Source organism: Halomonas sp. MCCC 1A13316, from assembly GCF_014931605.1.
In the GTDB taxonomy this organism is placed as follows: domain Bacteria; phylum Pseudomonadota; class Gammaproteobacteria; order Pseudomonadales; family Halomonadaceae; genus Halomonas.
In genome coordinates, this window is record NZ_CP053382.1 from 813,031 (window position 1) to 839,726 (window position 26,696).

Sequence of the window (26,696 nt, forward strand, 5' to 3'; positions counted from 1 at the left end):
GCGCTAGGCGGCAGCCTGCACCTCCTTCTCGTAGTTGATCATCCAGGCGACGCCGAACCGGTCCACCAACATGCCGAAGCGGTGCGCCCAGAAGGTTTCCTCTAGCGGCATCTGCACGGTGCCGTTGTCGGCTAGCGCGTTGAAGAGGCGTTCGGCCTCCTTTACCGAGTCGACCCCGATCGCAATACTCGCCCCCTTGATGCCTTCATAGGGTGCAGGGCTGCAAGGGGAGTTGTCCGACGCCATCAGCAACTGGTCACCGATACGCAGTCGGGCATGCATGATCAGGTCGCGAGCCTCCGAAGGAATTTCCATGCCTTCGCTGGCGGGCATTTCGGCGTAGGTGGCCATGGCCTCGAGCTTGGCGTCGAGGCAACGCTGATAGAATTCGAAGGCTTCGCGGCAGTTGTCGTTGAAAATCAGGTAGGTGGAAAGCTGCATGGTGGGTCTCCAAGGGTTGTTATAGGTGTTACTTCCCTTCGTCGATACAACTTAGTCAATTTCGACTCGAGCGCTCATTTTCTTTCTGCCAGCCGCTGGAGGCGGGCGGCCTGGCTCAAGAGGGCGACACGTAGCCCTGGGGAGACTAGAAAACAAGGTCTAATATGAAGTTCTGCTAAAGTATCTGAACAGGACATATTTTCATGCCTGATACACGACTCGATAACCCGCTCACTTTGCATTTCGGGCGGGAGGAGTTGGTGATCCGACGCCGCTACGAGACGCTCAGCATCGCCAACGATTTCTTGATTGCCGTCTGGTTCTTGGCCAGCAGCATCCTGTTTCTCGACCCCAGCATGGAAAGCGTCGCCGCATGGCTGTTTATCGTCGGCAGTTTTCAGTTCCTGATTCGCCCCACTATTCGTCTGGTGAGCCACCTTCATCTGCAGCGAATGCCATCGAGTCATTGGGAGAGTTGAGGCAGGCGTGGTGAGAAGCGGTAACGATTAGCAGTGCAACCGAGGAGGACTGCGAGCATGTTCCTATCGGCACAGGATATCGAAGCCCTTGAGGGCGCGAGGAAAGTACACTTCCTCAATGCGAAGGCTGCGCATCAACAAATCGCTGGGGGATGCCGTGGGCATGACCCAGCTCGGGATCCATCAGATCAGTGTGCCACCCGGTAATTTCTCGACCGAGTATCACTGCCATCGCTACGAGGAGGAGGCCATCTATGTGCTTTCGGGACGTGGCGTGGCCACACTGGGCGAGCGGAAGCTACCGATCGGCCCCGGCGACTTCATCGGTTGCCCGACCAACGGCGTGGCCCATGAGAAGTACAACGACGGCGACGAGCCGTTGGTATGCCTGTTAGTGGGCCAGCGGCTGGCCCAGGACGTATGCGACTACCCGCGCCAGGGCAAGCGGCTGTATCGCAACAGTGGCGAATGGAACCTGGTCGACCACACGGCCATCGAGCTTGTCCAGCGCTAGTTTCCCGGTAAGTAAGGGCTTACCGGGGCGCCAGCACAATCTCGCTGAATGGAATCCGCATCGCCACGAGGGGGCCTGTCGGATAGAAGACCGGCAGGCCCTGGCGGAGTGCATCGCCCCATCAGGCCGTGGCAACGGGTAATTGGGCTTCCTCCCAATCCGCCTTGCCTCCCTGGTAAACGGCAACGTTGGTATAGCCCATGGCCTCGAGCTGGTTGGCCACCATGTGTGAGTTCTGGCAGGTCGCGCTGGCGCAGTACAGGGGGGTGCGGCTGTTCGACCGCTTGCCCCATGGCTATGTGCCCACAGCGGCGGGCGAGATGCTGCGCAGGCACGCGGAGCGGGTGGAGGAGGAGGCGCAGGCCATCGAGCGTGAGCTCGGGGGGCACGACGTGAAACTGTCCGGGCGGGTCGTCGTCACCACCACCGATACCCTGGCCAATGCGTTGCTCGCCCCGGTATTCCAGGGCTTCGTCGAGCGCTACCCGGGCATCGGGTTGGAACTGTTGATCGACAGTGCCTTCCTCGATCTGGCCCGGTGTGAGGCGGATGTCGCCATTCGTCCGACGCAGGCGCCGCCGGAGAACCTGATCGGCCGCCGGCTGGGCACCATTCGTTGGGGGGTGTACGGCGCAGGCGACTACTTGAGGGACCGTCCTGCGCTCGAGGATCCGTCGCGTCCGGAGGGGCATCCCTTTATCGGCGGCAACGAGATGATTCGCCATCTCGCCAGCAGCCGATGGTTGGACGAGCGGGTGCCGCCGGAAGCCTGCGTGTTGCGCACGAACTGCGTCGTCGCGGCGCTAGGGGCCGCCCGGGCCGGCACGGGACTCGCCGTGGTGCCGCACTACATGGCTCGCCAGGAGAGCGAGCTGGAGTGTGTGCTGGCGATCGGCCCGGAGGTGGCGACAGACCTGTGGCTGCTGGTCCATCCAGACTTGCGTCACAGCGCACGCATCCGCGCCTTCATGGCCTTTGCGGTCGAGGCGATCAGGCAGCGGCAGGCCGAGCTGGAGGGTCGCTAGCGCCGGCTCGAGGCGGTTTACGTGTTTGGCATGGTGCTCGCTGGCCGTGAGCACTCACGGAGTTTCGTGACGTTCGCGGCTATCGGCAGGCGCCTGTTCGCGTTCGTTCATGCCGTAGTCGCGCAGCACCGTGGCCACGCGCAGTCGGTAATCGTCGAAGACCACTTCGCGGCCCTGGGTCTGGGCAGTGCGATGGCGTTCGAGTTGGCGCCACTGGGCGACGGCTTTTTCGTCGCGCCAGAAGGAGAGCGAGAGGATCTTGCCCGGCTGGGTCAGGCTCTCGAAGCGCTCGATCGAGATGAAACCATCGATTTCGTCGAGCAGCGGACGCAGACTGGCTGCGATGTCCAGGTACTGGTCGCGGCGGCCGGACTTGGGGATGACTTCGAAGATAACGGCGATCATTGTGAACTCCTGATTCAGACAGTTAGAGGCATCGCCACATGAGGCTTGGTTTCAAAATGTTGGGCTCCACCCGCAGGTGCTGCTCACGGCTCACCGGCTATGGTAAATGGACGCCACTCGTATTGGGACCAACGAGTGGGGAAGGAGACCTACTGGCGAAGCCATGAACGTGACGGAGCGTGGGGAGGCCTGGTTTGCCAATTCGGTAATGACCTCGCTTCCCTGCGCAAGCGCCGCCGCGCTTTGCCTATCCCTGCCTCGACTGGAGCGAACGGCAATATCATCTCGGGGGTGCTGTAGGGGCCGCCATGGCCGAGCGCATGCTGGCACTCGGCTGGATTGACCGGCAGAAGCATTCGCGGGTAGTGAGTATCAGCGAGATTGGGCATCAGGCGCTGATGCAAGAGTCGGGTTCGTGAACGCCTCGTAGCAGATGTGGTCAAGCGCTGCGATTTCATCGTAGCCGCGATTCAAGAACTGCACGAAACAGAAGCCGTGACCGAAAGGGTCGGCCATCAGTGCGAGCTTGCTCCAGTCATCAGGGCGGTGGCTGCTCCTGAGTGGCGCCGGCTGCAATGGCTCGCTGCACCGCGGCTTCGATCTCCGCCGGGTGCAAGCCCCACCGCCAGCGCTGGTGGGGTAGTGCCGTCAGGCTGGGTCAACCAACCCCGAATTACCCTCATTGCTAGGCCGGTTCACCGCATAATGCTCGATTAGGCCGGTACCCAAGTGGCGCACCATATACCGAACCATCTCACGGTCGATCAAGTCCGGGTCAAACCACGGCTTGAAGCTTGCATCGTCGAGAATCAGTGACCTTCGGTCGTGCACATCACGCAGCCCAGCGAGCAATCATCCCGCTCGGCGTAGTTGCCGGAAAGGCGATCGGCTTGCGTGCCTGCTGGTGTTGGTAAGAATGGCTGGCGACCGGGACCGGTAAGCAACCGCACTACCTTGCCCGCACGCGGCACCGTCAGGGGCACAAAATACAGCACGGCCAGTAGCTGGCACTGGCGCTTCGCCTTGCAGATCCAAGTCAAGATGAGGTTGGTTTTGAGCGGGTGCTGCAGGACAATCTTTGCAATCGAGGCGTTATCCTACAGGCAGGACGCAATGATCTTGGCATAGCACGACGAGGTATAGCGGCGTCGACGACGGAATTCACATTCGGTGCTCGGGATGTCAAGAGTAGGCGCCCACTCTTTTGTTACGTGGGCACCCATTGTCACCGGTAAAGGCTTTTTGCGGAAGGTGTGTTCAGCAGCCGTTTTAGTAGATCGACTTTGTTATCTACTGGCCGTGCATGCCTCTGTTCGTGAAGCGGGCCTAACGGCACGAGGCGAAGTTTCGCATCATTGCCAAGTGGTCGAGGCGTGGCGGTCTCAATATCCAAGTGCAACGCTATTGCAGGGTGGGCGGACCCGATCAATTTCTTGAGCACCTCGGCACAGTCCTCCAGTGGCGTTCGCCAACCCAGTGTCTTGCGAGGCCGCGTCCGCGTGTTCAGTGAATCGGCAATGGCATCGAGTTCTTCCTGGCTGCAGACCGAGAGATCGGTCCCCTTCGGCAGATACTGCCGCAACAGGCCATTGGTGTTCTCGTTGGGGCCCCGCTGCCATGGGCTATGGATATCCGCGAAGTAGATCGCCTTGCCAGTCTTCTGGGTAATCTCGGCATGTCTCACCATCTCGCGGCCTTGGACGTAAGTCATGCTGAGACGCAGAGAGATCGCGGCACCTCGTGCAGCATGTCGCTTAACCCAACGGCGGCTGCTGTGGCTGTTGTGCCATCCACTTTTGCCAGGATGACCAGGCAAGTGGTGCGCTCCACCAGGGTTCCGACGGCATAGCGGTTATTGGCGCCCATGGTCAGGTCGCCCTCCCAGTGCTCCGGCATCAGACGATCTTCGATCTCCGGTGGGCGCAGGTGGATGCTGACCAGTTCCGGAATCTGCTGGCGATCTTGACCACGACTGCGTGGTCAACGCTTGCCCTTGCCTTGTCTCAGCTCCTTCTTGAGCGACCCGCGGCATGACGTAGATCGCGTTGTAGATGGCTTAGTGGTAGACTTGGAGGTCAATGTCATCAGGGAACATGCGTCTCAGTGTGTGTGGGCATACTGCTCCGGTGACCATTACCGGCACAGCAAGTAGACCGCCAACTCGAACAGCTCGTTGTCGGGCTGCAGCTTGGGACGGCGACGAGGCTGACAATGCGTCAGTCGGGCTCGGTCTTCAGTAGAGAGATGGCGATAGCAGTGAGTCATGGCGGCACCATATCGGATGGTCAGTGTTGCACTTGCTCATTGAGAACTCCCGTTCTATGAAGAACTAGAGCGTCGTATGGCCATGTTGGCCGCCTGAGGAGGGCACCATAAACCAACTCAAGCTGATCATTGGCGAAGTTATCGGCACCTATAAGAGTTCCATTTTAGCTCGCGCCGCTATTGCCCAAACGCCTCTGCGAGCATCGCTTCGAGCCAAGGGAGTACTGACGCTTCCTATCTTGTCGGATGGTCATGAGGAGAGCTGAAACTCCTCTGCGCTCATCCAAGGAGCGGCTGTCTTGAGCTGGGGGTATATCTCGGAATGGAAGAGCTCCTGAATGGTCTCGGCCATCAACGCTGGCAAGCGCCCCATCTCACCCTGACGTGCTATCAGATATATACTTCGGTAGTGACGGCTGTTGTCGAGCGGGTGCAAGGAGGTCCCCTCGAGTCGATGCAGGCTTTGTGCAAGGCAAAGGGCGCTGAGAATCCCCCAGCCGTGCCCGTCCTGAATGAAACGCATCAAGGTATGTGTATCGTCGGTCTCGTAGTTAACTTTAGCGACCAGTCCCATGCGGCGTAGCACCACTTCAGTATAGATGCCGATGTCGTTGGCTCGCCCGTACTTGATGAGCGGGCTGCCGGTGCTGAGGCTTTGTAGATTCACAACCGCCGAGCTGATCAGGTTATTAGGAATAGCTACAAGCATAGGGTCGCGCAGCAGGCGAAAGCGCTCCAGTTGCTCGATGCCATCAAGGGGGTCGTTGGAGATCAGGATATCGGTTTCCCGATTCAGGAAGGCGTTACGCAACTGGTTGGTCAGACCACTGCGCAGGGTCAACCGTTCGACCTGCTCGCGGAGCTGGCCAAAGAGCTGACTGCCGAAAACCTCCGATAAAGAGGTGATCATCCCTAGACGGCATTGCACCAGCCCCTTGTCTGCTGAGTCACGCACCAAGGCATTCAGGCGGCGCAACTCGCCGAGAATGCTGGCGGCGTTCTGTCGCAGGACTGTGCCCGCAATGGTCAGCTTGACTGGTCGGGTGCGACGCACCACCAACTGGGTCCCGAGCCGTTCTTCCAACTGTCGCAACCCTTGCGAAATGGCCGGTTGTGTAATATGCAAGCGAGCGGCGGCATCACTGAGAGAGTCGGACTCGGCAATGGTAACGAAAAGGTGTAGCAGGTGAGTATCAAGCAGCTGGTCTTGGCTCATGGTAGGCCGTAAATAGTCATAAGTTATACCGTATTTAATATTTGCTTAATCAATCTATGGTAGTAGTAAAACAAGCAAATATGGGTAAATATCTGCGCGAAGTGAAATGCCGAGGCTAGGATCATGAACAAACAGAAAGTGTTGCACGTAGGTGCCGTGCAGATGAATCCCTTGCTAGGGAATGTAGCAAGCAATATTATGCACCATCAGGAATGGATTGAACAGGCGCAGGCCGAGGGGCTCGAGCTACTGGTATTCCCGGAGTTGTCTCTGACGGGCTATGGGTTGAAGACGGCCGTGCCCCAGGTGGCCATGGAAGCCGACGATGAGCGCCTGCACGCCTTGGCGGCTGCCGCCGGAGACATGCAGGTAATTATTGGTTTCGTAGAGGAAGCTTCGCCAGGGGAGTACTGCAATGCCATGGCCATGCTGCAGCACGGCGAGGTGGTGTCCGTTTACCGCAAGATGATCCTGCCGACTTATGGCGGCCTTGAGGAAGGCAAGTGGTTCTCGCCGGGGCGAAGATTAGTCTGCAGTGAGGTCCAGCCAGGCTGGAGGAGCTCTTCGCTGATCTGCGAAGACTTGTGGAATGCTGGGGTGGTTCACTGTGCCATGATGCAGCGCCCAGAGGTGCTGTGCGCCTCAGTGAATTCTGCTTCTGGTATTGTCAGTACCGAGTTTTCTAATGAGGATGGTTGGCCTCTCAATCTTAAGTTCTATGCCCACTTATATGGTACACCGGTGATCATGGCCAACCGCTATGGTCCGGAAGGAGAGTCGCTTTTCTGGGGCGGGACCTCCATCTACGGCCCGCGGGGTGAGCTGCTGGCGCTGGCCGAGCCGGGAGAACAGTTAATCAGAGCCGAGCTATGCCGGGACGCAATTGCCGCTGCGCGCTTCGATCATCCGACCCACCGTGATGCCAATACGCCACTGATTATTGAGTTGCTTAGGCAGCAGCAGGGCATTTCCTGACGGCTCAGCTCGACGACTCTTGCTCCTTCCTGTTCGAGCTACCTGGCATCTTTCGGTCACCCTTGTTCATCCTCTACCGGGTGACCATCCCCCCAGAAACCGGTCCACCGTCAATGTGAGATTTCCGCTACGTTTATCCTGATAGCAGGAGGTCTTGCGATGAAGCGTAACCGACATACTGAAGAGCAGATCATCAGCATTCTCAAGGCCCTCGAGCGCGGCGTCCCGATCGCCGAGCTGGTCCGCTAGTATGGCGTTGCCACCGCGACTATCCGGCGCTGGCGGTACTGTGCAGAAGTCTATGATCGTCCGTACACGCGTCACAAACTTCTGGTTCATCGCACTTTGCCGGGAAACGCGGCGCGGTTCTTCAGGAAGAAGTACGCCGTTTCGGTACCCGTAGCCCATCCTCTTGATGACCTTGATCCGGTTGTTCGTATCCATCCAGTAAGACACCTTCCGCGGACGGCTCTCGCCAGCCACATTAGGTGCCCATCTGTTAATAAGTGGGTATCCGTCCGGTGAACACACCTTCCGCAGACGGCTCTCGCCAGCCACATTAGGTGCCCATCTATTAATAAGTGGGCAACTATCATGACTTCTTCTAGCACCGAGCGTGAGATTCGTCGCCGTCGTCGTTATGCCCCCGAGTTCAAGGCCAAGATCGTCGCGGCCTGCCTGCAGGGCAACGCCTCGATTGCCCAGGTCGCCCTGCAGCACGGGCTGAACACCAACCTCGTCCAGACGTGGATCCGCAAGGCCAAACGGCAGAGCCAGTTACCGGCCGTGCCGGACTTTGTGCCCCTTCCTGTACCGTCAGCAACGGCTGACCTGCCAGCGCCGCCCTCCACCGCTGGCGAGATATGCATTGAGTTGCCCTCGGCAAGAGGCACGATCACCTTGCGAACTCCTGCCTCAGAACTGGCTACCAGTCGGCTAATTACCCGCGAAGGGTGATCGCCGTTCGCTTACGGTCAAGCGGCCGGAGTTATTTATCAAGCGGGTGGTCAATCACACGGGACCAGACAGCTAGACATATTTCAAAACATTCGCAGAAGGCGATTGTCCAGTAGACCTTCGGCGCAAAAGGATGAATCCAAAGGGGTGGAAGTTAAGTTTTGCTTATTTAAGTTGATAAAAAGTGCTTAAAATGAGTTTTTAGAGTAGTAATCCTTATTTAGTTGGTTACATTGGGCACATGCAGTAGAAGCTTAGCTGTCCAATAGACGGATGAAGCGATTAACGCTATGAAGGATGAAAATGATCTTCCCGGAATATGACAATCGATGTGGTTGGTACGAGCTGCTCGAATCGGTGTCAGGTTATCCTGCCCTGCAGGGTGATTACCATTTCGATTCAGTTGTAATCGGGGGAGGGTTGACAGGTGTGGCTGCGTCTCGACGTATGGCCGAGAACCGCCCGGAGGATAGTGTCCTATTGCTGGAAGCGCTTAAGGTAGGGCAGGGGGCATCGGGGCGAAACTCCGGCTTTGCCATCGACCTGCCTCATAAGCGTGATCTTGAAAGGTCCTCCAATCTGCACAAACATAAACTAGTTAGGCTTAATCGTGCCGCAATTGAATATTTGGAAACCCAGGTCAAGACCTACGGCATCGATTGTCAGTGGTCACCGGCCGGCAAGTACCAGGCCGCCGTCGGTAAGCGTGGCCTTAATTTCCTCAAGCAATATGAATCTACACTGAAGGATTTTGGGGAGCCTTATCAGCGCATCGAGGGTAATGAGCTGGCCAGCATTCTCGGGACAAGCTTCTACCGCGCTGCTATTCATACCCCCGGGGGAATCCTGCTCCAGCCAGCAGCTCTAATGAGAGGACTGGTCGAAAATATGCCGCATAACGTCACGGTCTCTGAAGACTCTGCGGTGACCTGTATCGAGCGCAGGGTAAAAGGCTTTAGGGTGAAGACATCAACCGCCTCAATCACCTGTGATCAAATATTGCTCGCAACGAATGTCTTCACAGCCGAGTTTGGATTCATGCAGGATCGCATTCTCCCGGTTATGACATTTGCCAGCATGAGCCGCCCCCTGACTGACGAGGAGGCTCGTAAATTTGGCGGCGAGTTCGATTGGGGAATAACACCGGCAGATCATGCAGGGACTACGGTAAGGATGACTAAAGACCGCCGATTGGTCATTCGAAACTCCTATCGCTATGCGCATGACTACAACACGCCAGCAAAGCTTTTGCCAATGATACTCGAGCGTCACCTCAAAGCTCACAAAGACCGTTATCCACAACTAGAGGGCCTTGAGTACCCCTATACTTGGGGGGGCACAAGTAGTCTGTCGGGGAACTTCGAGACTTTTTTCGGACCCTTAGAAGAAGGCATTTATAGTGCGGGGTGTGACCAGAGTGTCGGCATATGCCGAGGCACTATTTCCGGGATGATGATGGCTGATATGGCCGCTGGGCGTTTTTCATCCTTGCTCGATGATATTCAAGAGGTTTCTGGTAAACCCTCTAGGCTGCCCCCTAAGCTTCTGCTCAAGATAGGCGTTCCCTTGCGTATGAAAATGGCTAGCATTGCTAGCTGGTCGGAGATATGACGTTAACCAGTTATAGGGCGTCATGGTTTTATGTAAAATCCATGGCCAATCATAAAATCAACCGCGGAAAAAAGAAAAGAGGTCTTCAATATGAAATTTTATTACAAAATTACGATTCTTGCCTCCCTTGGCTGTGTGTCAAGCATGGTACTGGCAGAGCCGGTTGAATTTCGCCTGGCCACTGACTCGGGGAGCAAGGGGTCTCCTGTCGGTGATTCTATGGAGCGCTGGGCCTCGATCATCGAAGAGAATACTAAAGGTACGCCGGATGAGATTTCGGTGGATATTTTCTATCAGGATGAGCTAGGCGACCAGAAAGAAGTTTTCGACCTGCTGATGGTCGGCGAAGTTGATATGATGATCAACTGGCCGATGACTTCCTATGATCGTCGCATGGGGCTTCGTAATGTGCCTTACTTGTTCCTCGACTGGGAGGAGGCTTTCGCTGCCTACAAGACTGGTGGTTGGTTGAACGACCTCTACAGTGAAGTACATGAAGACATGGGGTTGAAATTCTTCGGCGCTTATCCGGAAGGCTTTGCCGGTGTGGCCACCCGCGGACAATACGCCACCACGGTAGAGGGCGCCGATGGCCTTAAAATTCGGGTGCCAGGTAACTTTCCCAATCCGGAAACTATGCAGGCCATGGGCTATGCACCGGTTTCTATCACTTGGGGTGAGGTCTATACTTCGCTACAGACGGGCGTCGTAGATGGTGATGGCGGCAACGTTATTTACTGGGACTATGAATATTTCCGAGATGTTCTGGATTACTATGTGCGCACCCGACATAATTTTGTCACTGGGGTGCTGTCCATGAATCAGCAGAGTTGGGAGCAACTCAACAAAAATCAGAAGGAGATCGTGGCTGATGCAGCAGCTGAAGTCTCGGCTCAGCAGTTCGAGGATGCTCGTGAGTTCGACCAATCCTATGTTGAAAAGGCGATCGAGGCCGGCATGAAATATATCGAGCCGTCGGAGGAGGAGTTGCAGGAATTGGCCCTCGTCACCCGAGAAAAAGTATGGCCTCAGCTGGACGACGAGTTCGGTAGTGAGCTGGTCAGTAAGATCCGTGAACGTGCCCCTGAACTGTGATGCCTGTCGGGGCCGTACAATACGGCCCTTGTCGTGCCTGGCATTATGATGGCGACATGCCTCCCCTCTTGCCTGCTCTCATTACAAGAGTGATTAACATGTCTTCACTGCTTTCTGTTTTCCACCTGTGGGTCAGCCGGCTGATCAATGCCGTGGCGATCATCACCAGTGTCGTATTGGTCGGCATGGTCTTCTTTATGGTGATTTCTCGCTATGTCTTTAACTGGTCGATCATCGGTATGGATGAGATAGCTCTGATATCAGCTATGTGGCTCTATATGTCTGGTGCAGTAATCGCTAGCCGACGCAGCGAACATTTGGTCGTCGACTTTCTTCCTCAGCGCATTTCATCACCTGCTTTATTAAAGATCCATCAACGCTTAATTGCAATGATTATGCTTTTGACTTCTGGGTTCTTCGTTTTTCTTGCTTGGAAGCTGCTTGGGTTTTCGCTGCGTCTTCCTCAGTACACGCCCGGCCTGAAGCTACCTGAGTTGATTGCCAAGAGTGCCGTCATGTTGGCCAGTGTCGGTTGCTTCCTGTATGCGTTGCGTGATCTTCTCACCGGCAAGACTTGCCACAACCCTCAAGAAGAGGAGTAACGGCATGGCCGCTTTTTCGATTCTACTGTTAGTCTTTCTTATGGTGATCGGAGTTCCGGTCGCCTGGTCATTTGCCGCCGTGCTCGGCTATCTGGTACTGGTGTTCGACGTCAACACCACGTCCCTACTTCTTCAGGGATTCCGTTCGCTGGATCACATCATCCTCCTAGCGTTACCGCTATTTGTCCTGGCCGGTTATCTCATGAAGAGTGGCGGCATCGCCCGTCGTTTGGTGGACTTCATCGAACTGCTGGTCATGGGTCGGCGCGGAGGGATGGGGGCCTCCATGGTCATCGCTTCCGGGGTGTTCGGTGCCATTTCCGGCACGGCTACCGCCGCCGTGGCTTCCATCGGTACCATTATGGTGGGCCCCTTGGCACAACGTGGCTATCCGCGGGGCTATTCCAGTGCTCTGCTGGGGATGTCCTCTTTGCTCGGCATCCTTATTCCACCCTCGATCACATTAATCCTGTTCGGTGTCGTCACGCGCCAGTCCATTACGGCACTCTTTGCGGCGACCATCGGTCCGGGATTATTGCTGCTGCTGGGCCTGATCTTTTTCAACCGCTTCTGCGCCGGTCGCTGGTTCAAGGAAGAGGTCGGAAGCGCCGGGCTGTTGCCTGGGAAGCTGCCGCGTTCTGCGGGTCGGATCACCCTGTCGGCACTACCGGCGCTTTCGATGCCCTTCATCATTCTTGGCGGGATTTATGGCGGTATCTTCACGCCGACCGAGGCCGCTGGAGTGGCGGTAGTCGTGGCCATGTTTATCGGCTTTTTCATCTATCGAGACCTGAGCTTTGCGAATCTCAAGGAGAGCCTAGCGTCCTCGGCTGAAACCACCGGTACCATCATTCTGATCCTGCTGTTCTCCTTCATGATTGGTCGCATCCTTGTCGCAGAACGCGTGCCCCAGGAACTGACCGTGATGATCACTACACTGGTCAATAACCCGATCCTGATCCTGCTGCTAGTCAATGGCTTCTTGATCTTTGCTGGGGCCATCATGGATGACTTGTCGGTGACGGTGGTGATCGCCCCTTTGTTTATGCCATTGATGCAGACCATAGGGGTCGACCCAGTCCACTTCGGCGCTATTGTCGCCTGTTCTGTGGTCATCGGGGCCAACAGCCCCCCTGTCGCGCCAATCCTCTACATGGCTTGTCGTATCGGCAAGGTGTCGATTCACAAGTCGATCGCTCCGGCGTTGTTCCTGATCGCCTTTGTGGGCATGCCTGTGATGCTAATAACGACCTTCCTGCCAGCACTATCCTTGACCATTCCCCGGCTGCTGGGCGCGATGTAACCCGCCCCCTACTTCGGCGTGCCGCTCGGCGGCACTCCGCTCATTACAGGAAATTCCGATGTCTGCCAAGTTGATAAGTACCGCCGACCTGGAGTTCCAGTATCGTGGTGGCCCACCTGGCTATGGCGAGGTGGCGCGAGCGGTTGGTGGCGATCTGAGCGATACCATTGCTGCGGGGCTGGCACGCTTCGATGCCTGCTCGATCGCCTGGACGGTGCTCTATGACGAGGTTGTGTTTGTCCACCAGGGCATCTTCCGCTTAGTCACTTCCAATGGCACTCTTGAAGGCCATCCTGGGGACGTGATCTGGATTCCCGAAGGCACCGAGCTCAAGTATGAGGGGGAAGGTGCCACCATTTTCTATGTGGTCTATCCGGGGAACTGGAAGGAAATTCATGGTTTGTCTTGATGGCCAAGAACGGAACCCCCTGCGGTGTAACATAAAAAGTAAGAGTAGGGCCCGCCTGACCTTTCCCCTGGTTTAGGTCCGCTATCAATGTGAGAAGCCGCTGCTTCATGCACCCTGATCGACATACGCTACCGGTGGCAAATAGTCCAGCGAGCTGTGCGGTCTGACATGGTTGTAGTGGTTCTCCATTGTGTGATTTCGTGTCGTGCATCCGCCAGGCTCAGAAACCAGTGCTGATTAAGACAGCCGTCTCGGAACTTGCCGTTGAGGCTCTCGATGATTGCATTCTGCGTTGGCTTGCCCGGCTGGATGAACGCCAGCTTAACCTTCCGTTCATGCGTCCAAAAGAGCATTGCCTTGCTGGTAAGCTCCGGCCCGCTATCCAAACAATCGAGGCTAGCAGTGAGCGCTGCTGCCCGATCCCATCCAGGAGCCGGGCCAAATCGGCGATCGAGACGCCGCGCTCGTTGTCCTTGAGAATGCTGATGATCTGCTCTTCGGTATGTCGGTTACGCTTCATCGTAAGATCTTCTGCTATTAGGATAAACGTAGCGGAAATCCCACATTGACAGTGGACCGGTTTCTGGGTGGAAGGTCACCGGCTTCCTGGTGCACATGCTGGCGGCGGCTGTCGTCCTGACCGCGCTGTTCCTGAACATCCCGCTGGCCTACGAAATACTTAAGTGGCTCGGTGCCTTGTTCCTGCTGTTCCCGACCTGGCTGGCCGTACAGCGCTACGTCATGGGCGGCGTACTGGCCGGCATGGCAGCCAAGCTCGCCGCGGAGCCACGCCACGGCGTCTAGGGTATGTGCGTCGCCACTCGCTTTCATTGCCGGCCTGGCCCTGATGCGCTGCGCTCTGCTCAGGCCTGCTCTAGGACTCTCTCGCTCGACGCACACCTGCGGCCAGCTCACGCACCAAGCCATGAACCGCCTCGACGGCGCCGCGCCGTGTCTCGGCGCTTTCGATGCCCTCCACCAGAGCCGAGCCTACCACCACAGCATCGCTGAATCGGCCAATCGCTGCCGCCTGTGCGGCAGTGCGAATACCGAAACCGACCGCAATCGGCAGGTGGCTATGCTCGCGCAGTTGGCCCACCATGCGCTCGACATCCTGTAGCGCCGGGGCGCTACCACCCGTAATGCCGTTCACCGAGACGCAATACAGGAAGCCCGAGGCATTCTCCAGCACCCGGGTAAGCCGCCTGGCGTCGGTGGTCGGCGTGGCGAGGCGGATAAAGGCAATGCCGTGCTCCCTGGCGGGCAGGCACAGTTCGTCGTCATGCTCGGGCGGCAGGTCGACCACGATCAAGCCATCGACTCCGGCATGGGCAGCATCCTTCAGGAATCGCCCCACGCCGTAGCGGTGTATGGGGTTGTAATAGCCCATCAGCACCAGCGGCGTTTGCGACTCCTGGCGGCGGAAGGCGTGCACCATCTCGAGTGTCCGGGTCATGTCCTGTCCGCTCTCGAGGGCGCGTAGCGCTGCCTTCTGGATCGTGGGCCCGTCGGCCATGGGATCGCTGAATGGCATGCCGAGCTCGATCACGTCGGCGCCTGCCGCCGGCAGTCCCTTGAGAATTTCCAGCGAGGTTTCGAAGTCGGGGTCGCCGGCGGTAATGTAGGTCACCAGGGCAGGCCTTTTCTCCGCTTCGAGCGCGGTAAAGCACTGGTCGAGGCGAGTGGCGTCGTTCATGGGGTTCTCCTTGGCGGCGTTCATTGGAAGTTTTCTCCCAGGTGTTGGGCGACGCTCATCATGTCCTTGTCGCCTCGTCCGCTCAGGTTGACCACCATGAGGTGATCGCCGGGCAATGTCGGCGCGCGCTTGGCGACCTCGGCCAGGGCGTGGGCCGATTCGAGCGCCGGAATGATTCCCTCCTGAAGGCAACAGCACTGGAAAGCCTCGAGCGCTTCGTCGTCGGAGATCGAGACGTATTCGACGCGTCCCAGTTCATGCAGCCAGGCGTGCTCCGGGCCGATGCCGGGATAGTCGAGCCCGGCGGATATCGAGTGGGCATCGGCAATCTGGCCATCCTCGTCCTGCAGCAGGTAGGTGCGGTTGCCATGCAGTACGCCGGGCACGCCGCCGCTGAGGCTCGCCGCGTGCAGGCCGGTCTCGAGGCCCTTGCCGCCGGCCTCGACGCCGACCATCTTGACCGCTTCGTCGGCGAGAAAGGGGTGGAACAATCCCATGGCGTTCGAGCCACCACCGATGCAGGCGACGAGGGAGTCGGGAAGACGTCCTTCCTTCTCGAGGATCTGCGCACGAGTCTCGCGCCCGATCACCGCCTGGAAGTCACGCACCATGGCGGGATAGGGGTGCGGCCCCGCCACGGTGCCGATGATGTAGAAGGTCTCATCGATATGGGTGACCCAGTCGCGCAGCGCCTCGTTCATCGCATCCTTGAGCGTGCCGGTACCCGTCGTGACCGGAATGACCTCGGCGCCGAGCAGCTTCATGCGGAACACGTTGGGTTGCTGGCGTTCGATATCGACCGAACCCATGTAGACGACACAGGGCATGCCGAAACGTGCCGCCACGGTGGCCGTGGCGACGCCGTGCATGCCGGCTCCCGTTTCGGCAATGATGCGTGTCTTGCCCATGCGCTTGGCGAGCAGGATCTGGCCGATGCAATTGTTGATCTTGTGCGCGCCGGTATGGTTGAGCTCTTCGCGCTTGAGATAGATTTTTGCGCCGCCGAAGTGCTCGGTAAGACGCTCGGCATAGTAGAGCGGGCTGGGCCGGCCAACGTAGTCGCGCTGGAAGTAGGCGAGCTGGCGCTGGAACTCGGCATCCTTCTGCGCCGCATCGTATTCGGCCTGAAGATCGGCAATCAGCGGCATCAACGTCTCGGGGACGAAGCGACCGCCGAAGCGGCCGAACAAGCCATCGGCATCGGGCTGCATCGAGTAGTCGGTCATGGGTTGCCTCGAAGGTTCAGGAAACGTTCGATGAAACTAGCGCAGACAGGCGGGGCGAAAAATCGATAAGATAGCCGCTATATGTGAGCCTGGATCACAGATCATGCTTAACTCCATGCCTTCTCTCAGCGCCTTGCGTGCCTTCGAGGCGACTGCCCGATTGGGTAGCGTCACGGCCGCGGCGCATGAACTCAGCGTGACTCACGGTGCGGTCAGTCGTCAGTTGCGTAGCCTGGAAGAACACTTCGGTGTAGCGCTGTTTGCCAAGGCAGGGCGAGGCCTGGAACTCACAAGCCACGGGGAACGGCTACAGCGCGGCGTTGGCGAGGCATTCGTCCGCCTGCGCGATAGCTGCGCGCAGTTGAAGCGTGACGTCGAGGGGGCGCCGTTCATCCTGGCCTGCCCGGGAAGTCTCCTGGCGCGCTGGCTCATTCCCCGGCTCGATCATCTGAATCGTGAGCTGCCCGAACTCAAGCTGCATGTCGTATCCAGCGAGAGCGAAGCTACCCCCGGTAAGGACGAGGTAAGCGCGACGCTGACGTTTGCCGCACCGCCGTGGCCAGCCGACGTGGAGGTGTGCGAGCTTGCCGCAGAGCATATCTGTGCGGTAGCGAGCCCGCAGTTGGCCGCTCGGTTCGATCCCACGCAGCCAGCAACGCTGTTCAACGCCAAGCTGCTGCATACCGCCTCGCGGCCGCAGGCCTGGCCGCAGTGGGCAGGCGCACAGGCACTCGACCCGGCGCGCCTCGACCGGGCGCTGGCCGAGGGGCAAGGCTTCGATCATCTCTATTACCTGATAGAGGCGGCGGTGGCCGGGTTGGGCATAGCGATAGCGCCCCGGCTGCTGGTCGAGGACGACCTGCGTATGGGGCGCCTCGTTGCACCATGGGGGTTCGTCGAGACGCCCGCTCGGCTATGTCTGTGGCATGCTCCCAGTGGCAATCAACGGCGTAGCGGCCGGCTAATCGAGTGGCTCAAGCGTGAACTGGGCGACATGCTCATGCCGTAACAATTGATCTCTCCCAAGGGAAGGGCATCGCGTTTCGCCCATCCCTCGATTACGTTGTAGGAAAGCGATATCCCGGAGCGCCCATGCCGCTCGATGTCTTCCACCCCGCCGTCAGCCAGTGGTTCGAACGCGATCTCGGTGCGCCCACCGAGGTGCAGGCGCGCGCCTGGCCGGCCATTGGCGCGGGCGGCCACGTGCTGATTGCCGCACCCACCGGCTCGGGCAAGACGCTGGCGGCCTTTCTCGCCGCCATCGATGCCTTGGTGCGCCGCGGGCTCGAGAGCGAGTTGTCCGACGAGACCGTGGTGCTCTACGTCTCGCCGCTGCGCGCGCTCTCCAACGACATCCAGCGCAACCTGCAGGCTCCGATTCGCGGCATCGCCGATGGGCTCGCAGCAGACGGACGGGAGGCGCCGGAGATTCGCGCCTGGGTGCGCACCGGCGATACTACGTCATCGGAGCGCGAGCGCATGCGCAAGCGCCCGCCACATATTGTCGTCACCACGCCGGAATCGCTCTACGTGCTGCTGACCTCCGACTCGGGTCGCCGCATGCTGTCGACCGTGCGCACGGTGATCGTCGACGAGATCCATGCCGTCGCCGGCACCAAGCGTGGCTCGCACCTGACGCTGTCGCTGGAACGCTTGGCGGGGCTGACGTCGCAGCCGCCGCAGCGCATCGGTCTGTCGGCGACGCAGAAGCCGGTCGAGGCGGTGGCAGCATTTCTCGCCGGCGGCACCGACTGCACCATCATCGATACCGGCCACGTGCGCGAGCGCGACCTGGCCATCGAAGTATCCGGCTCGCCGCTTACCGCAGTGATGACCAACGATGTGTGGGAGGAGGTCTACGACCGCCTGGCGGCGCTGGTACGCGAGCACCGCACCACGCTGATCTTCGCCAACACGCGGCGTGTCTGCGAGCGGGTGGCAAGGCATCTCGCCGACCGCCTGGGCGAGGAGTGGGTGACCTCGCACCACGGCAGCCTGGCCCGCGAGCACCGACTGGAGGCCGAACAGCGCCTGAAACAGGGCGAGCTGCGCGCGCTGGTGGCTACCGCCTCGCTGGAGCTGGGCATCGATATCGGCGAGGTCGACCTGGTCTGCCAGCTCGGCTCGCCGCGCTCGATGTCGGCTTTCCTGCAGCGGGTGGGCCGCTCCGGCCATGGCGTGGGGCGCGTGCCCAAGGGGCGGCTGTTCCCGCTGACCCGCGACGACCTGGTCGAGTGCGCCGCGTTGATGGGCGCGGTGCAGGCCGGTGAGCTCGACCGGCTGCACATTCCCGAGGGGCCGCTCGACGTGCTGGCCCAGCAGATCGTCGCCGAGGTCGCCGGGGCGGGCGAGACCGACGAGGCAGAGCTGTTCCAACGGATACGAGCGGCCTGGCCCTACCGGGCGCTGAGCGAGGAGAACTTCGACGCCGTGGTGCAGATGCTCGCCGACGGCTACACCACCCGGCGCGGACGGCGCGGTGCCTACCTGCATCGCGACCGGGTCAACGGCCGCCTGCGCCCGCGGCGCAACGCGCGGCTCGTCGCCCTGACCAACGGCGGGGCGATTCCCGACCACTTCGACTACGACGTGATCCTGCAGCCCGAGGAGATCCGCGTCGGCACCGTCAACGAGGACTTCGCCTTCGAGAGCATGCCGGGTGACATCTTCCAGCTCGGCAATCAGGCCTATCGCATCCTCAAGCTCGCCACCGGCAAGCTCTACGTCGAGGACGCCCGCGGGGCGCCGCCGAGCATCCCGTTCTGGTTCGGCGAGGCACCGGCGCGCACCGCGGAACTCTCCGAGGCGGTGTCGCGGCTGCGCGAAGGCGTCGACCGGCAACTGGCCGAGGGCGACGAGAGCGACGCCCAACAGTGGCTGGAAGCGGCATATGGCCTCACGCCCGCTGCGGCCGAGCAATTGGTGCGTTACCTCGCCGTGGCGCGGGCGGCGCTGGGCGAGATTCCTTCCCAGCGTCATCTGGTGCTGGAGCGCTTCTTCGACGAGGCCGGCGACATGCATCTGGTGCTGCACTCGCCGTTCGGCTCCAAGCTCAACCGCGCCTGGGGCCTGGCACTGCGCAAGCGCTTCTGCCGCAAGTTCAACTTCGAGCTGCAGGCGGCAGCGCTGGAGGATTCCATCGTGCTGTCGCTGGGGCCGACCCACAGCTTCCCGCTCGATGAGGTATGGGACTATCTCAACAGCAGAACGGTACGCGAGGTGCTGATCCAGGCGCTGCTCGACGCGCCGATGTTCGGCCTGCGCTGGCGCTGGAACGCCTCGGTGGGGCTTGCCGTGCCGCGAACCCGTAACGGCCGACGGCGCCCGCCGCAGCTGCAGCGTCAGGACTCCGAGGATCTGCTCTCGGTGGTCTTTCCCGACCAGCTCGCCTGTGCCGAGAACCTGGCTGGGGCGCGCGAGCTACCCGCCCATCCGCTGGTCAACCAGACCCTGCACGACTGCCTGACCGACGCCATGGATATCGATGCGCTAGAGCGATTGTTGAAACGCCTCGAAGCCGGCGAGATCGCTGTCAGTGGGCGCGACCTGGCGGTACCTTCGCCGCTGTCGGAAGAAGTGGTCAACGCGCGGCCCTATGCTTTCCTCGACGATGGCGCCCAGGAGGAGCGGCGCACGCTCAGCGTGCGCACCGGCGATGCGCTCGACGTGGTCGACGCCGCCGCCTCGGCGCGCTATGCGACTGAAGTGATCGCCCGCGTGCGCGAGGAGGCCTGGCCTGCACCGCGCGATACCGACGAGCTGCACGATGCTTTGGTGATGACGGGCTTCATTGCCGCAAGCGAGACCGGCGTCGACTGGTGGCCCTGGTTCGAGGTGCTCGCCGAATCGCGCCGTGCCACCCTGGTCACGCCGCTTGGCAGCGAGCCGCTATGGATGGCGGCGGAGCGTCTGGGCGAGCTGCTCGCGATCCATTCCGAGGCGCTACTCGAACCGACAATCGACGCGGTGGGCGAGGCACCTGAAAACGCCGACGAGGCTTTGGTCGAGCTGCTGCGTTCGCGGCTGGAAACGCTGGGGCCGGTCACGGCGGCAAGCCTGGGCGCGCCGCTCGGCGTATCGTTGGATCGCATCATGGCGGCGCTGGCAAGCCTCGAGGTCGAGGGCTTCGTGCTGCAAGGGAATTTCCTGGGGGGCAGCGAGGTAGCCTGGTGCGAGCGGCGCCTGCTCGCACGCATGCATCGCTACGCCATCGACCGCCGCCGCGCCGAGATCAAGCCGGTGAGTATCCAGCACTACCTGCGTTTCCTGCTCGACTGGCACGGCCTGACCGAAAGGCCGGAAGGGCCCGAGGCGCTGGCCGGGGCAGTGGAGCGCCTGGAAGGCTTTCCCGTCGCTGCCGGGGCTTGGGAGAGCGACATACTGCCAGCCAGGGTGGCCGATTTCACGCCGCACATGCTCGACCAGCTGCTGGCCAGCGGACGCTTTATCTGGCTGCGGCTGCTGCCGCCGCGGTTAGCCGAAGGCGACGAGCGCCAGCGCCCCGGGCCGCTTCGCAATACCCCGGTCGCCTTGATCGACCGCCAGGCGCTGGCCGACTGGCGCGAGGCGGCGCCGGCCCCCGAGCTGGACGAACTTCCGCTGTCCGGCGGCGCGCGGCGAGTGCTGGAAGCTTTGCAGAATGGCGGGGCGATGTTCTTCGCCGACCTGCTCGGCACCATCCGCATGCTGCGTACTCAGGTCGAAGAAGCATTGGGCGAGCTGGCCTCCTGGGGCTTGGTCACCTCCGACAGCTTCACCGGCCTGCGCGCGTTGATCGCCCCGGCCAGCAAGCGCCCGCCCATTGCCGCGAGCGGCCGACGTCGGCGTCGACACGCGCCGGGTGTGGATGCCGCCGGGCGCTGGTCGTGGCTGCCGTCACCTGAGGGCAAATCGCCTGCCGAGAAGCGAAGCATCACGACCGATATGGAGAGCCTCGAGCATATCGCCTGGGTGCTGTTGGAGCGTTACGGCGTGGTGTTCCGCCGAGTAATCGAGCGCGAGCCGGCATTGCCGCCGTGGCGTGAGCTGCTGTATGTCTATCGCCGCCTCGAGGCGCGCGGCGAGATACGCGGCGGGCGCTTCGTGCAGCAATTTGCCGGCGAGCAGTTCGCCTTGGCCGAAGCGGTGGGCGGACTCAAGGCCATGCGCCGGCGCGAGCCGGACGGCTCGCGAAGCGTGGTGGCCGCTGCCGACCCGCTCAACCTGATGGGAGTTCTCACGCCCGGGTCACGGCTGCCGGCCGTTTCGGGCAACCGGCTGCTCTATCGTGACGGCGTGCCGGAGGCAGTGCTGCAGAACGGCGAGGTGCACTTCCTCGAGATACTGCCCGCCGAGGAGAATTGGCAGGTACAGCAGTTGTTGCGGCGGGGTCCGGGACAGCAAAAGCCCCTGACACCTGAGGTGCCAGGGGCTGCGATATCGATGCGTTGACGATCAGTCGTGCCGCTTGCGATTCCGGTAAGGATCGCGTTCATCCTCCTCGATACGCACTTCCTTGCGGATGAGGTGCCTCTGCTTCTCGCTCATGGCGAAGGCCAGAGCCAATAGCGCCACCGCGGCCACGCTCACGGTCAGCATTTCGATGATACCCATGCGCATGTCCTCCTGCGGGTGAATGGGGCGACCCTCGGGACTTCACTGTCCCTTACGAGAGATGTGCCTACAAACTGAGGGTGGCAGTTTTCTCGCTGGCCGACAAATGCTTTGACCCTATGGCAGCGACTAAGTTTTAACGTTTCGCCATATTGCGCTGGCTGGGTGGAGACAAGGAAGCCCACCTGGAACTCCTTATCCGTCTGCGGCCTGGGCGCGTAGCCAGGCGATTTCCTCGGCCCAGATCTCCGGCTCGATGGTTTCCAGCACCATGGGAATTTCATCGATGCGTGAGTCGCGCATGATAGTGGTGAAGGCGTCGAGGCCAATGTTGCCCTGGCCCAGGCTGTGGTGGCGATCGACGCGGCTGGCGTACTCGCTCTTGGCGTCGTTGAGGTGCATGCCGCGCAGGTACTCGAAGCCCACCACCTTGCCGAACTCGTCGAGGGTGTCGGTGCACGCCTCAGGGGTGCGCAGGTCATAGCCAGCGGCGAAGGCGTGGCAGGTGTCGATGCAGACGCCGACCCGCGACTTGTCGTCGACCTGATCGATGATCTCGGCCAGGTGCTCGAAGCGCCAGCCCAGGTTGGTGCCTTGGCCGGCGGTGTTCTCGATCACCGCAACAACGCCGCGGGTCTCAGCCAGGGCGTGGTTGATCGAGTCGGCGATGCGGGTCAGGCACTCGCTCTCGCTGATCTTCTTCAGATGGCTGCCGGGGTGGAAGTTGAGCAGCGTCAGGCCGAGCTGCTCGCAGCGCTGCATCTCGTCGAGAAAGGCGGCGCGCGACTTTTCGAGCCCCGCCTTGTCCGGGTGGCCGAGGTTGATCAGGTAGCTGTCGTGGGGAAGGATCTGCCCTGGGCCGAAGCCGTGTTCCCGGCAGGCGGCACGGAAAGCCTCGATGGTGGCCTCGTCGAGGGGCTTGGCCCGCCATTGGCGTTGGTTCTTGGTGAACAGGGCGAAGGCGTCGGCACCGATCTCGACGGCGCGCAGCACGGCCTGGTCGGGGCCGCCGGCGGCACTGACATGGGCTCCGAGGTATTTCATCTGGCCTCTCCGTGGTTGGCAATGCCACAACGATAGCATGCACGCCACCTCTCAACCTTTACCTCGCTCGCCGCCGTGGCCCTGCTAGGCTCAAGGGAAAAGTCGAGGAGAGGCACAATGTTGCTACTCGTATTGGTGGCGATGAGTACTTCCATCGAGGAGGACCCGGTCGCAGCGGCGCTGGCGCGCATCGATGCGCTGCAAGGCTATCGCCTCACGCTGCGCAGCCAGGGCAGCGGTGGCGAAGAGGTCATTCGTTACAGCTACCGGCCGCCGGGCTACGTACGCATGGAAATGGAGGCACCCTATCGCGGGGCGGTCCTGGTCTATCGCCCCGATACGGGCAAGGTGCAACTGTGGCCCTTCGGTGGCCCCGGCAGCCGACCGGGCCTCTCCCTGCGCCCCACCAACCGCATGGTACGCAGCTCGCGTGGGCATCGCGTGGATCAATCGGACGTCGCTACGCTGCTGCGCAACGTTCAGCGTTTACAGCAGCACGGCAGTGCACGCCTGCTTGGGCCGACGACGCTCGATGGGCAGCACCCGGTGCAGCATGTGGTGGTTGAGGCCGAGCCCGGCCGGGCGGTGCACGAGGTGGCGCGCTACGACCTTTGGCTCGACGAGGAGACGCTGTTTCCTCTTCGGGTGATCAGCTACGATCGACGCGGCGAACGGCTCGAAAGCGTGCATCTGGAGGATGTCGAGCTCGACCCAGCCTTCCCGCCCGACCACTTCGCACCGTAGCCCAATGGCAAGTTTCGAGTTCGATACGGCCTGGGATCTCGATGCCCCGATCGAGGCAGTCTTCGATGCCCTGACCGATTCGTTGCACTGGCCCGACTGGTGGCCGGGGCTCGAGGATGTACGGGAGATCGAGGCTGGCGACGAGCATGGCATAGGACGCACCCAGTGCTTCGTCTGGAAGAGTCGGCTGGGCTACTATCTACGCTTCCACATTCGGATCACCCGTGTCCGCAGTCCTTGGCTGATCGAGGGCAAGGCCAGTGGCGATGTGGCCGGCATCGGTAGCTGGCAGCTTCATGAACAGCAGAAAGGGACCCGTATTCGCTACCTCTGGCAAGTTCGTACGGCGCGGCCGTGGATGGGCCTGCTGGCGCGAGTGGCGCGTCCGCTGGTGGTCTGGAACCATCACGTCATGATGCGCGAAGGGCGTGCGGGGTTGGCGCGACATTTGGGAACCTTGCCCCATTCAGATGCAAGGAGGCGGGGTTTAGCGTCGAGAGAGCGTTGGTAGAGATGCAGGACTAACGGTATGCTGCTTCCAACTTATCTCGAAATCGCCGTAGAGATACCATGAAGGGCTCGCATAACAACGTAAATAAACAGCGATTGTCTGAGGAGACGCATGATTGCGACTCTTCCAGCCGCTCCTGTGCCGCGGTTAGGCGAGAACTCGAGGAGGCGCGCGAAGAGATTGCGCGCCTCAATCGTACCCTGCACCGCATTCAGTACATCGCCCGGCTGGGCTACTGGAAAGCCAGCCTCAAGGCCAACGAGCTGTTCTGGTCCGAGGCGATCTACGACATCTTCGGCGTTGATCCCAAGACATTCACCCCCAGCATTCGTGCCTTCAAGGCCATGGTCCATCCTGAAGACCTGGAAAGCGTCGAGGCCAGCATGTGGCGCGCGCAGGAAAGCGGGAGTCATGACGTTGAACATCGCATCGTGCGGCCCAACGGCGAGGTGCGCTGGGTGCATGAACTGGCCGACTACGCTCCCGAGGGAGACGAGCAGATTCTGATCGGCACCGTGCGTGACATTACCGAGCAGAAGCGGCTGGAGCTGCGTCTGCGCCAGCTATCGCGCACCGATGAACTCACGGCGCTGTTCAATCGGCGTTATTTCATGCGGCGGCTGGTGCAGGAGCTGGCCCGCTATCGCCGTTACGGCAGGTCGACAGCGGTGGTGCTGTTCGACTTCGATCACTTCAAGCGGATCAACGATACCTATGGCCACTCCGCCGGCGACCAGGCGCTGGTGAGCGTGGGCAAGTTGCTGCGCAGCAAGCTGCGTACGAACGACATCCCGGCGCGGCTCGGCGGAGAGGAATTTGCCCTTCTGCTGCCTGAAACCAGTCTCGAGGAAGCCGTTGGCGTAGCGGAAAAGGTGCGCCTACTGATACATCAGCAGGAGCTCGTTTCTGAAGAGGGCCATCGCTTCGGTGCGTCGATTACCTGTGGCGTATCGGCTTTCCGGGGTACCGAGGAGACGGTGGAGGCCATTCTTCATCGTGCCGACCAGAATCTCTATGAAGGCAAGCGAGCCGGCCGCAATCGGGTCGTGGCGGATGAACCGGATCGCTGAAGGCGCGTCCTCACGGGCAACGCCTCTCCTGGAGAGAGCCGACTGGCTGGTCGATGCGCTGGGCCTGGTACTGGGTGAACCGTCAAACCAGCCATTGACCACGCGCCTTTACCACACCCTGCGCGAGTGGATTCAGACGGGGGGCCTGGTCAGCGGCCAGCGGCTGCCTTCCACCCGGCAGCTGGCTCGAGAGCTGGATCTGGGGCGCAACACGCTACTGGCCGCCTTCGATCAGCTGTTGGCCGAGGGTTTCCTGACCACCCGCCATGGTGCGGGTACCTTCGTTGCCGACTTGGCATTTCAGCAGACGCAGTCGGTTGCGGCGAACGTTGCCTCTGCGTCGCCTTCGTTGCCTGCCGAACCGCTGCTCTCCTCACGCGGTACGTCCCTGCTCGCCTTCTGTCATTCTCCGCAAGAACGCCATCCCGCCTTCGTTCCAGGCGTGCCTGCGCTGGACCGTTTCCCTCACGCCCAGTGGCAGCGACTGCTGCACCGCCAGCAACAACGCATGCCGCTGAACTGGCTCGATTATCAGGCTCAAGGGGGCGTGCCGGCACTGCGCGAAGCGCTGGCGGACTACCTGCAGCTCTCACGCTCGGTGCGCTGCCGCCCCGAGCAGATCCTCATCGTCCAGGGCGCCCAGCAGGGTTTCGAACTGATCGTGCGGCTGCTGAGTGACAGCGGTGACGAAGTGTGGATCGAGGAGCCGGGCTATCAAGGCGCCCAGGCCTGCTTTATGGCGGCCGGGCTCGCTATGACGCCGGTACCGGTGGATGGCGAGGGCATGTGCATCGAAGACATGCCGGGTTCCCGTCGACCGCGGCTGATCTACGTCACGCCTTCGCATCAGTATCCCAGTGGCGCAACCATGAGCCTGGCCAGGCGGCTGGCGCTGCTCGAAGCTGCCGAGCGGCACGGCGCCTGGGTCGTGGAGGACGACTACGACAGCGAGTTCCGCTACGGCCAGCGGCCCGTTGCCGCCCTGCAGGGGCTGGTGGATGACTCGCGGGTGATCTACGTAGGCACCTTCAGCAAGGTCATGTACCCCGGCATGCGGTTGGGTTATCTGGTGTTGCCCGAGCCGTTGGTGGCGCCGTTCCGCCGTGCCAATGCCCGGCTCCATCGCGAGGGGCAGTATGCCGTACAGGCCGCCGTGGCAGAGTTCATCTCCCGCGGTCATTTCTCGCGTCACATTCGTCGCATGCGCGATTGCTACCGCCGGCGTCAGGCGCTGCTGCGCGAATCGCTGGCGCCGGCAGTGGCGCGTGGCCTGAGGCTATCCGAAGGTCAGGCCGGCATGCACCTGGTCGCCTGGCTCGACGAGTCCCAGCACGAACGCATCCTGGTCGAGCGGGCCGCAGGGCAGGGGATCTTGCTTTCGCCGTTGTCGAGTTACTACCTCAACGCCCCCGGCCGCCCCGGCCTGGTGCTGGGCTATGCCGGTACCGTCGAAGCCGAGATCGAGCGTGCAGGGCACTGGCTGGCGCAGGCGTGGTGTGAATTGACAGACGCCTAG

Annotated in this window: 25 protein-coding genes and 2 pseudogenes; 17 read left to right on the forward strand and 10 right to left on the reverse strand. The window is 60.8% G+C overall.

Annotated features, from left to right (window positions below; genetic code table 11):
* Positions 1-3 precede the first annotated feature (3 nt).
* Entirely contained in the window at positions 4-441 is a 438-nt protein-coding gene (locus tag HNO52_RS03820) for a VOC family protein (protein WP_197567890.1), read from the reverse strand.
* A 203-nt stretch (positions 442-644) separates the two neighbouring features.
* On the opposite strand from HNO52_RS03820, the gene HNO52_RS03825 reads away from it, so the two are divergent.
* Both HNO52_RS03825 and HNO52_RS03830 read left to right on the forward strand, forming a co-directional pair.
* Positions 645-920 carry a YrhK family protein gene (locus HNO52_RS03825; protein ID WP_197567891.1) on the forward strand — a complete coding sequence of 92 codons (276 nt, stop codon included), beginning with the start codon at positions 645-647 and terminating at the stop codon, positions 918-920.
* A 118-nt stretch (positions 921-1,038) separates the two neighbouring features.
* The gene (locus HNO52_RS03830; protein ID WP_232090526.1) at positions 1,039-1,434 is read left to right on the forward strand and encodes a cupin domain-containing protein; all 396 of its coding nucleotides are present in this window, start codon (positions 1,039-1,041) and stop codon (positions 1,432-1,434) included.
* Between the two features lie 121 nt (positions 1,435-1,555).
* Here HNO52_RS03830 and HNO52_RS21290 read toward each other — a convergent pair whose 3' ends face one another.
* Positions 1,556-1,660 carry a rhodanese-like domain-containing protein gene (locus HNO52_RS21290; RefSeq protein WP_332107657.1) on the reverse strand — a complete coding sequence of 35 codons (105 nt, stop codon included), beginning with the start codon at positions 1,658-1,660 and terminating at the stop codon, positions 1,556-1,558.
* Here HNO52_RS21290 and HNO52_RS03835 point away from each other — a divergent pair.
* Positions 1,659-2,459 carry a LysR family transcriptional regulator gene (locus tag HNO52_RS03835; protein WP_197567892.1) on the forward strand — a complete coding sequence of 267 codons (801 nt, stop codon included), beginning with the start codon at positions 1,659-1,661 and terminating at the stop codon, positions 2,457-2,459. The two genes, HNO52_RS21290 and HNO52_RS03835, sit on opposite strands and share 2 nt — an antisense overlap.
* A gap of 54 nt (positions 2,460-2,513) precedes the next feature.
* Here HNO52_RS03835 and HNO52_RS03840 read toward each other — a convergent pair whose 3' ends face one another.
* The 3 genes and pseudogenes from HNO52_RS03840 to HNO52_RS03850 form a co-directional block, all read right to left on the reverse strand.
* The gene (locus HNO52_RS03840; RefSeq protein WP_197567893.1) at positions 2,514-2,864 is read right to left on the reverse strand and encodes an antibiotic biosynthesis monooxygenase family protein; all 351 of its coding nucleotides are present in this window, start codon (positions 2,862-2,864) and stop codon (positions 2,514-2,516) included.
* Between the two features lie 1,405 nt (positions 2,865-4,269).
* A pseudogene (locus HNO52_RS03845) lies at positions 4,270-4,917 on the reverse strand (IS30 family transposase); the annotation flags it as partial.
* 462 nt (positions 4,918-5,379) lie between these two features.
* The gene (locus tag HNO52_RS03850) at positions 5,380-6,345 is read right to left on the reverse strand and encodes a LysR family transcriptional regulator (protein ID WP_197567894.1); all 966 of its coding nucleotides are present in this window, start codon (positions 6,343-6,345) and stop codon (positions 5,380-5,382) included.
* Between the two features lie 123 nt (positions 6,346-6,468).
* Between HNO52_RS03850 and HNO52_RS03855 the strand changes: the two genes are divergently transcribed.
* The 7 genes from HNO52_RS03855 to HNO52_RS03890 all read left to right on the forward strand — a co-directional run bounded on the left by HNO52_RS03855 (position 6,469) and on the right by HNO52_RS03890 (position 13,297).
* A complete protein-coding gene (locus HNO52_RS03855; RefSeq protein WP_197567895.1) occupies positions 6,469-7,320 on the forward strand; it encodes a nitrilase-related carbon-nitrogen hydrolase in 852 nt (283 codons plus the stop codon).
* A gap of 594 nt (positions 7,321-7,914) precedes the next feature.
* The gene (gene tnpA, locus HNO52_RS03865) at positions 7,915-8,277 is read left to right on the forward strand and encodes an IS66-like element accessory protein TnpA (protein ID WP_197567896.1); all 363 of its coding nucleotides are present in this window, start codon (positions 7,915-7,917) and stop codon (positions 8,275-8,277) included.
* Between the two features lie 297 nt (positions 8,278-8,574).
* Positions 8,575-9,888: an NAD(P)/FAD-dependent oxidoreductase gene (locus HNO52_RS03870; protein WP_232090528.1), complete on the forward strand. Its 1,314-nt coding sequence runs from the start codon at positions 8,575-8,577 to the stop codon at positions 9,886-9,888.
* Positions 9,889-9,978: 90 nt separating this feature from the next.
* Positions 9,979-10,983, forward strand: a complete 1,005-nt coding sequence (gene dctP, locus HNO52_RS03875) for a TRAP transporter substrate-binding protein DctP (protein WP_232090529.1) — start codon at positions 9,979-9,981, stop codon at positions 10,981-10,983.
* Between the two features lie 98 nt (positions 10,984-11,081).
* Positions 11,082-11,585 (forward strand): TRAP transporter small permease, encoded by a 504-nt coding sequence (locus tag HNO52_RS03880; protein ID WP_197567898.1) that lies wholly within the window; start codon positions 11,082-11,084, stop codon positions 11,583-11,585.
* A 4-nt stretch (positions 11,586-11,589) separates the two neighbouring features.
* Positions 11,590-12,888 carry a TRAP transporter large permease gene (locus tag HNO52_RS03885; protein ID WP_232090531.1) on the forward strand — a complete coding sequence of 433 codons (1,299 nt, stop codon included), beginning with the start codon at positions 11,590-11,592 and terminating at the stop codon, positions 12,886-12,888.
* A 58-nt stretch (positions 12,889-12,946) separates the two neighbouring features.
* Positions 12,947-13,297 carry a EutQ-related cupin domain-containing protein gene (locus HNO52_RS03890; protein WP_197567901.1) on the forward strand — a complete coding sequence of 117 codons (351 nt, stop codon included), beginning with the start codon at positions 12,947-12,949 and terminating at the stop codon, positions 13,295-13,297.
* Positions 13,298-13,402: 105 nt separating this feature from the next.
* Here HNO52_RS03890 and HNO52_RS03895 read toward each other — a convergent pair.
* Positions 13,403-13,680: pseudogene (locus tag HNO52_RS03895) on the reverse strand (integrase core domain-containing protein); the annotation flags it as partial.
* Positions 13,681-13,912: 232 nt separating this feature from the next.
* Between HNO52_RS03895 and HNO52_RS03900 the strand changes: the two are divergent.
* The gene (locus HNO52_RS03900) at positions 13,913-14,101 is read left to right on the forward strand and encodes a hypothetical protein (protein WP_197567903.1); all 189 of its coding nucleotides are present in this window, start codon (positions 13,913-13,915) and stop codon (positions 14,099-14,101) included.
* 70 nt (positions 14,102-14,171) lie between these two features.
* Here HNO52_RS03900 and trpA read toward each other — a convergent pair whose 3' ends face one another.
* Together trpA and trpB are read right to left on the reverse strand one after the other, a co-directional pair.
* The gene (gene trpA / locus HNO52_RS03905) at positions 14,172-14,993 is read right to left on the reverse strand and encodes a tryptophan synthase subunit alpha (RefSeq protein ID WP_197567904.1); all 822 of its coding nucleotides are present in this window, start codon (positions 14,991-14,993) and stop codon (positions 14,172-14,174) included.
* Positions 14,994-15,013: 20 nt separating this feature from the next.
* Positions 15,014-16,219 (reverse strand): tryptophan synthase subunit beta, encoded by a 1,206-nt coding sequence (gene trpB, locus HNO52_RS03910; RefSeq protein ID WP_197567905.1) that lies wholly within the window; start codon positions 16,217-16,219, stop codon positions 15,014-15,016.
* Positions 16,220-16,322: 103 nt separating this feature from the next.
* On the opposite strand from trpB, the gene HNO52_RS03915 reads away from it, so the two are divergent.
* Positions 16,323-17,228 carry a LysR family transcriptional regulator gene (locus HNO52_RS03915; RefSeq protein WP_197567906.1) on the forward strand — a complete coding sequence of 302 codons (906 nt, stop codon included), beginning with the start codon at positions 16,323-16,325 and terminating at the stop codon, positions 17,226-17,228.
* 83 nt (positions 17,229-17,311) lie between these two features.
* The gene (locus HNO52_RS03920; RefSeq protein ID WP_197567907.1) at positions 17,312-21,649 is read left to right on the forward strand and encodes a DEAD/DEAH box helicase; all 4,338 of its coding nucleotides are present in this window, start codon (positions 17,312-17,314) and stop codon (positions 21,647-21,649) included.
* A 3-nt stretch (positions 21,650-21,652) separates the two neighbouring features.
* Here the strand turns inward: HNO52_RS03920 and HNO52_RS03925 are convergent, their stop codons facing one another.
* Both HNO52_RS03925 and nfo read right to left on the reverse strand, forming a co-directional pair.
* Positions 21,653-21,811: a hypothetical protein gene (locus HNO52_RS03925; RefSeq protein WP_197567908.1), complete on the reverse strand. Its 159-nt coding sequence runs from the start codon at positions 21,809-21,811 to the stop codon at positions 21,653-21,655.
* A gap of 195 nt (positions 21,812-22,006) precedes the next feature.
* A complete protein-coding gene (gene nfo / locus HNO52_RS03930; protein ID WP_197567910.1) occupies positions 22,007-22,855 on the reverse strand; it encodes a deoxyribonuclease IV in 849 nt (282 codons plus the stop codon).
* A gap of 117 nt (positions 22,856-22,972) precedes the next feature.
* On the opposite strand from nfo, the gene HNO52_RS03935 reads away from it, so the two are divergent.
* The 4 genes from HNO52_RS03935 to pdxR are packed head-to-tail and all read left to right on the forward strand — an operon-like array spanning position 22,973 to position 26,696.
* Positions 22,973-23,599, forward strand: a complete 627-nt coding sequence (locus tag HNO52_RS03935; protein WP_197567912.1) for a LolA family protein — start codon at positions 22,973-22,975, stop codon at positions 23,597-23,599.
* Between the two features lie 4 nt (positions 23,600-23,603).
* Complete coding sequence (locus HNO52_RS03940) at positions 23,604-24,110, forward strand: SRPBCC family protein (RefSeq protein WP_197567913.1); 507 nt, start codon at positions 23,604-23,606, stop codon at positions 24,108-24,110.
* Positions 24,111-24,169: 59 nt separating this feature from the next.
* Positions 24,170-25,180 carry a GGDEF domain-containing protein gene (locus tag HNO52_RS03945; protein WP_197567914.1) on the forward strand — a complete coding sequence of 337 codons (1,011 nt, stop codon included), beginning with the start codon at positions 24,170-24,172 and terminating at the stop codon, positions 25,178-25,180.
* The gene (pdxR, locus tag HNO52_RS03950; RefSeq protein WP_197567916.1) at positions 25,164-26,696 is read left to right on the forward strand and encodes a MocR-like pyridoxine biosynthesis transcription factor PdxR; all 1,533 of its coding nucleotides are present in this window, start codon (positions 25,164-25,166) and stop codon (positions 26,694-26,696) included. Before HNO52_RS03945 ends, pdxR begins: the two co-directional genes overlap by 17 nt.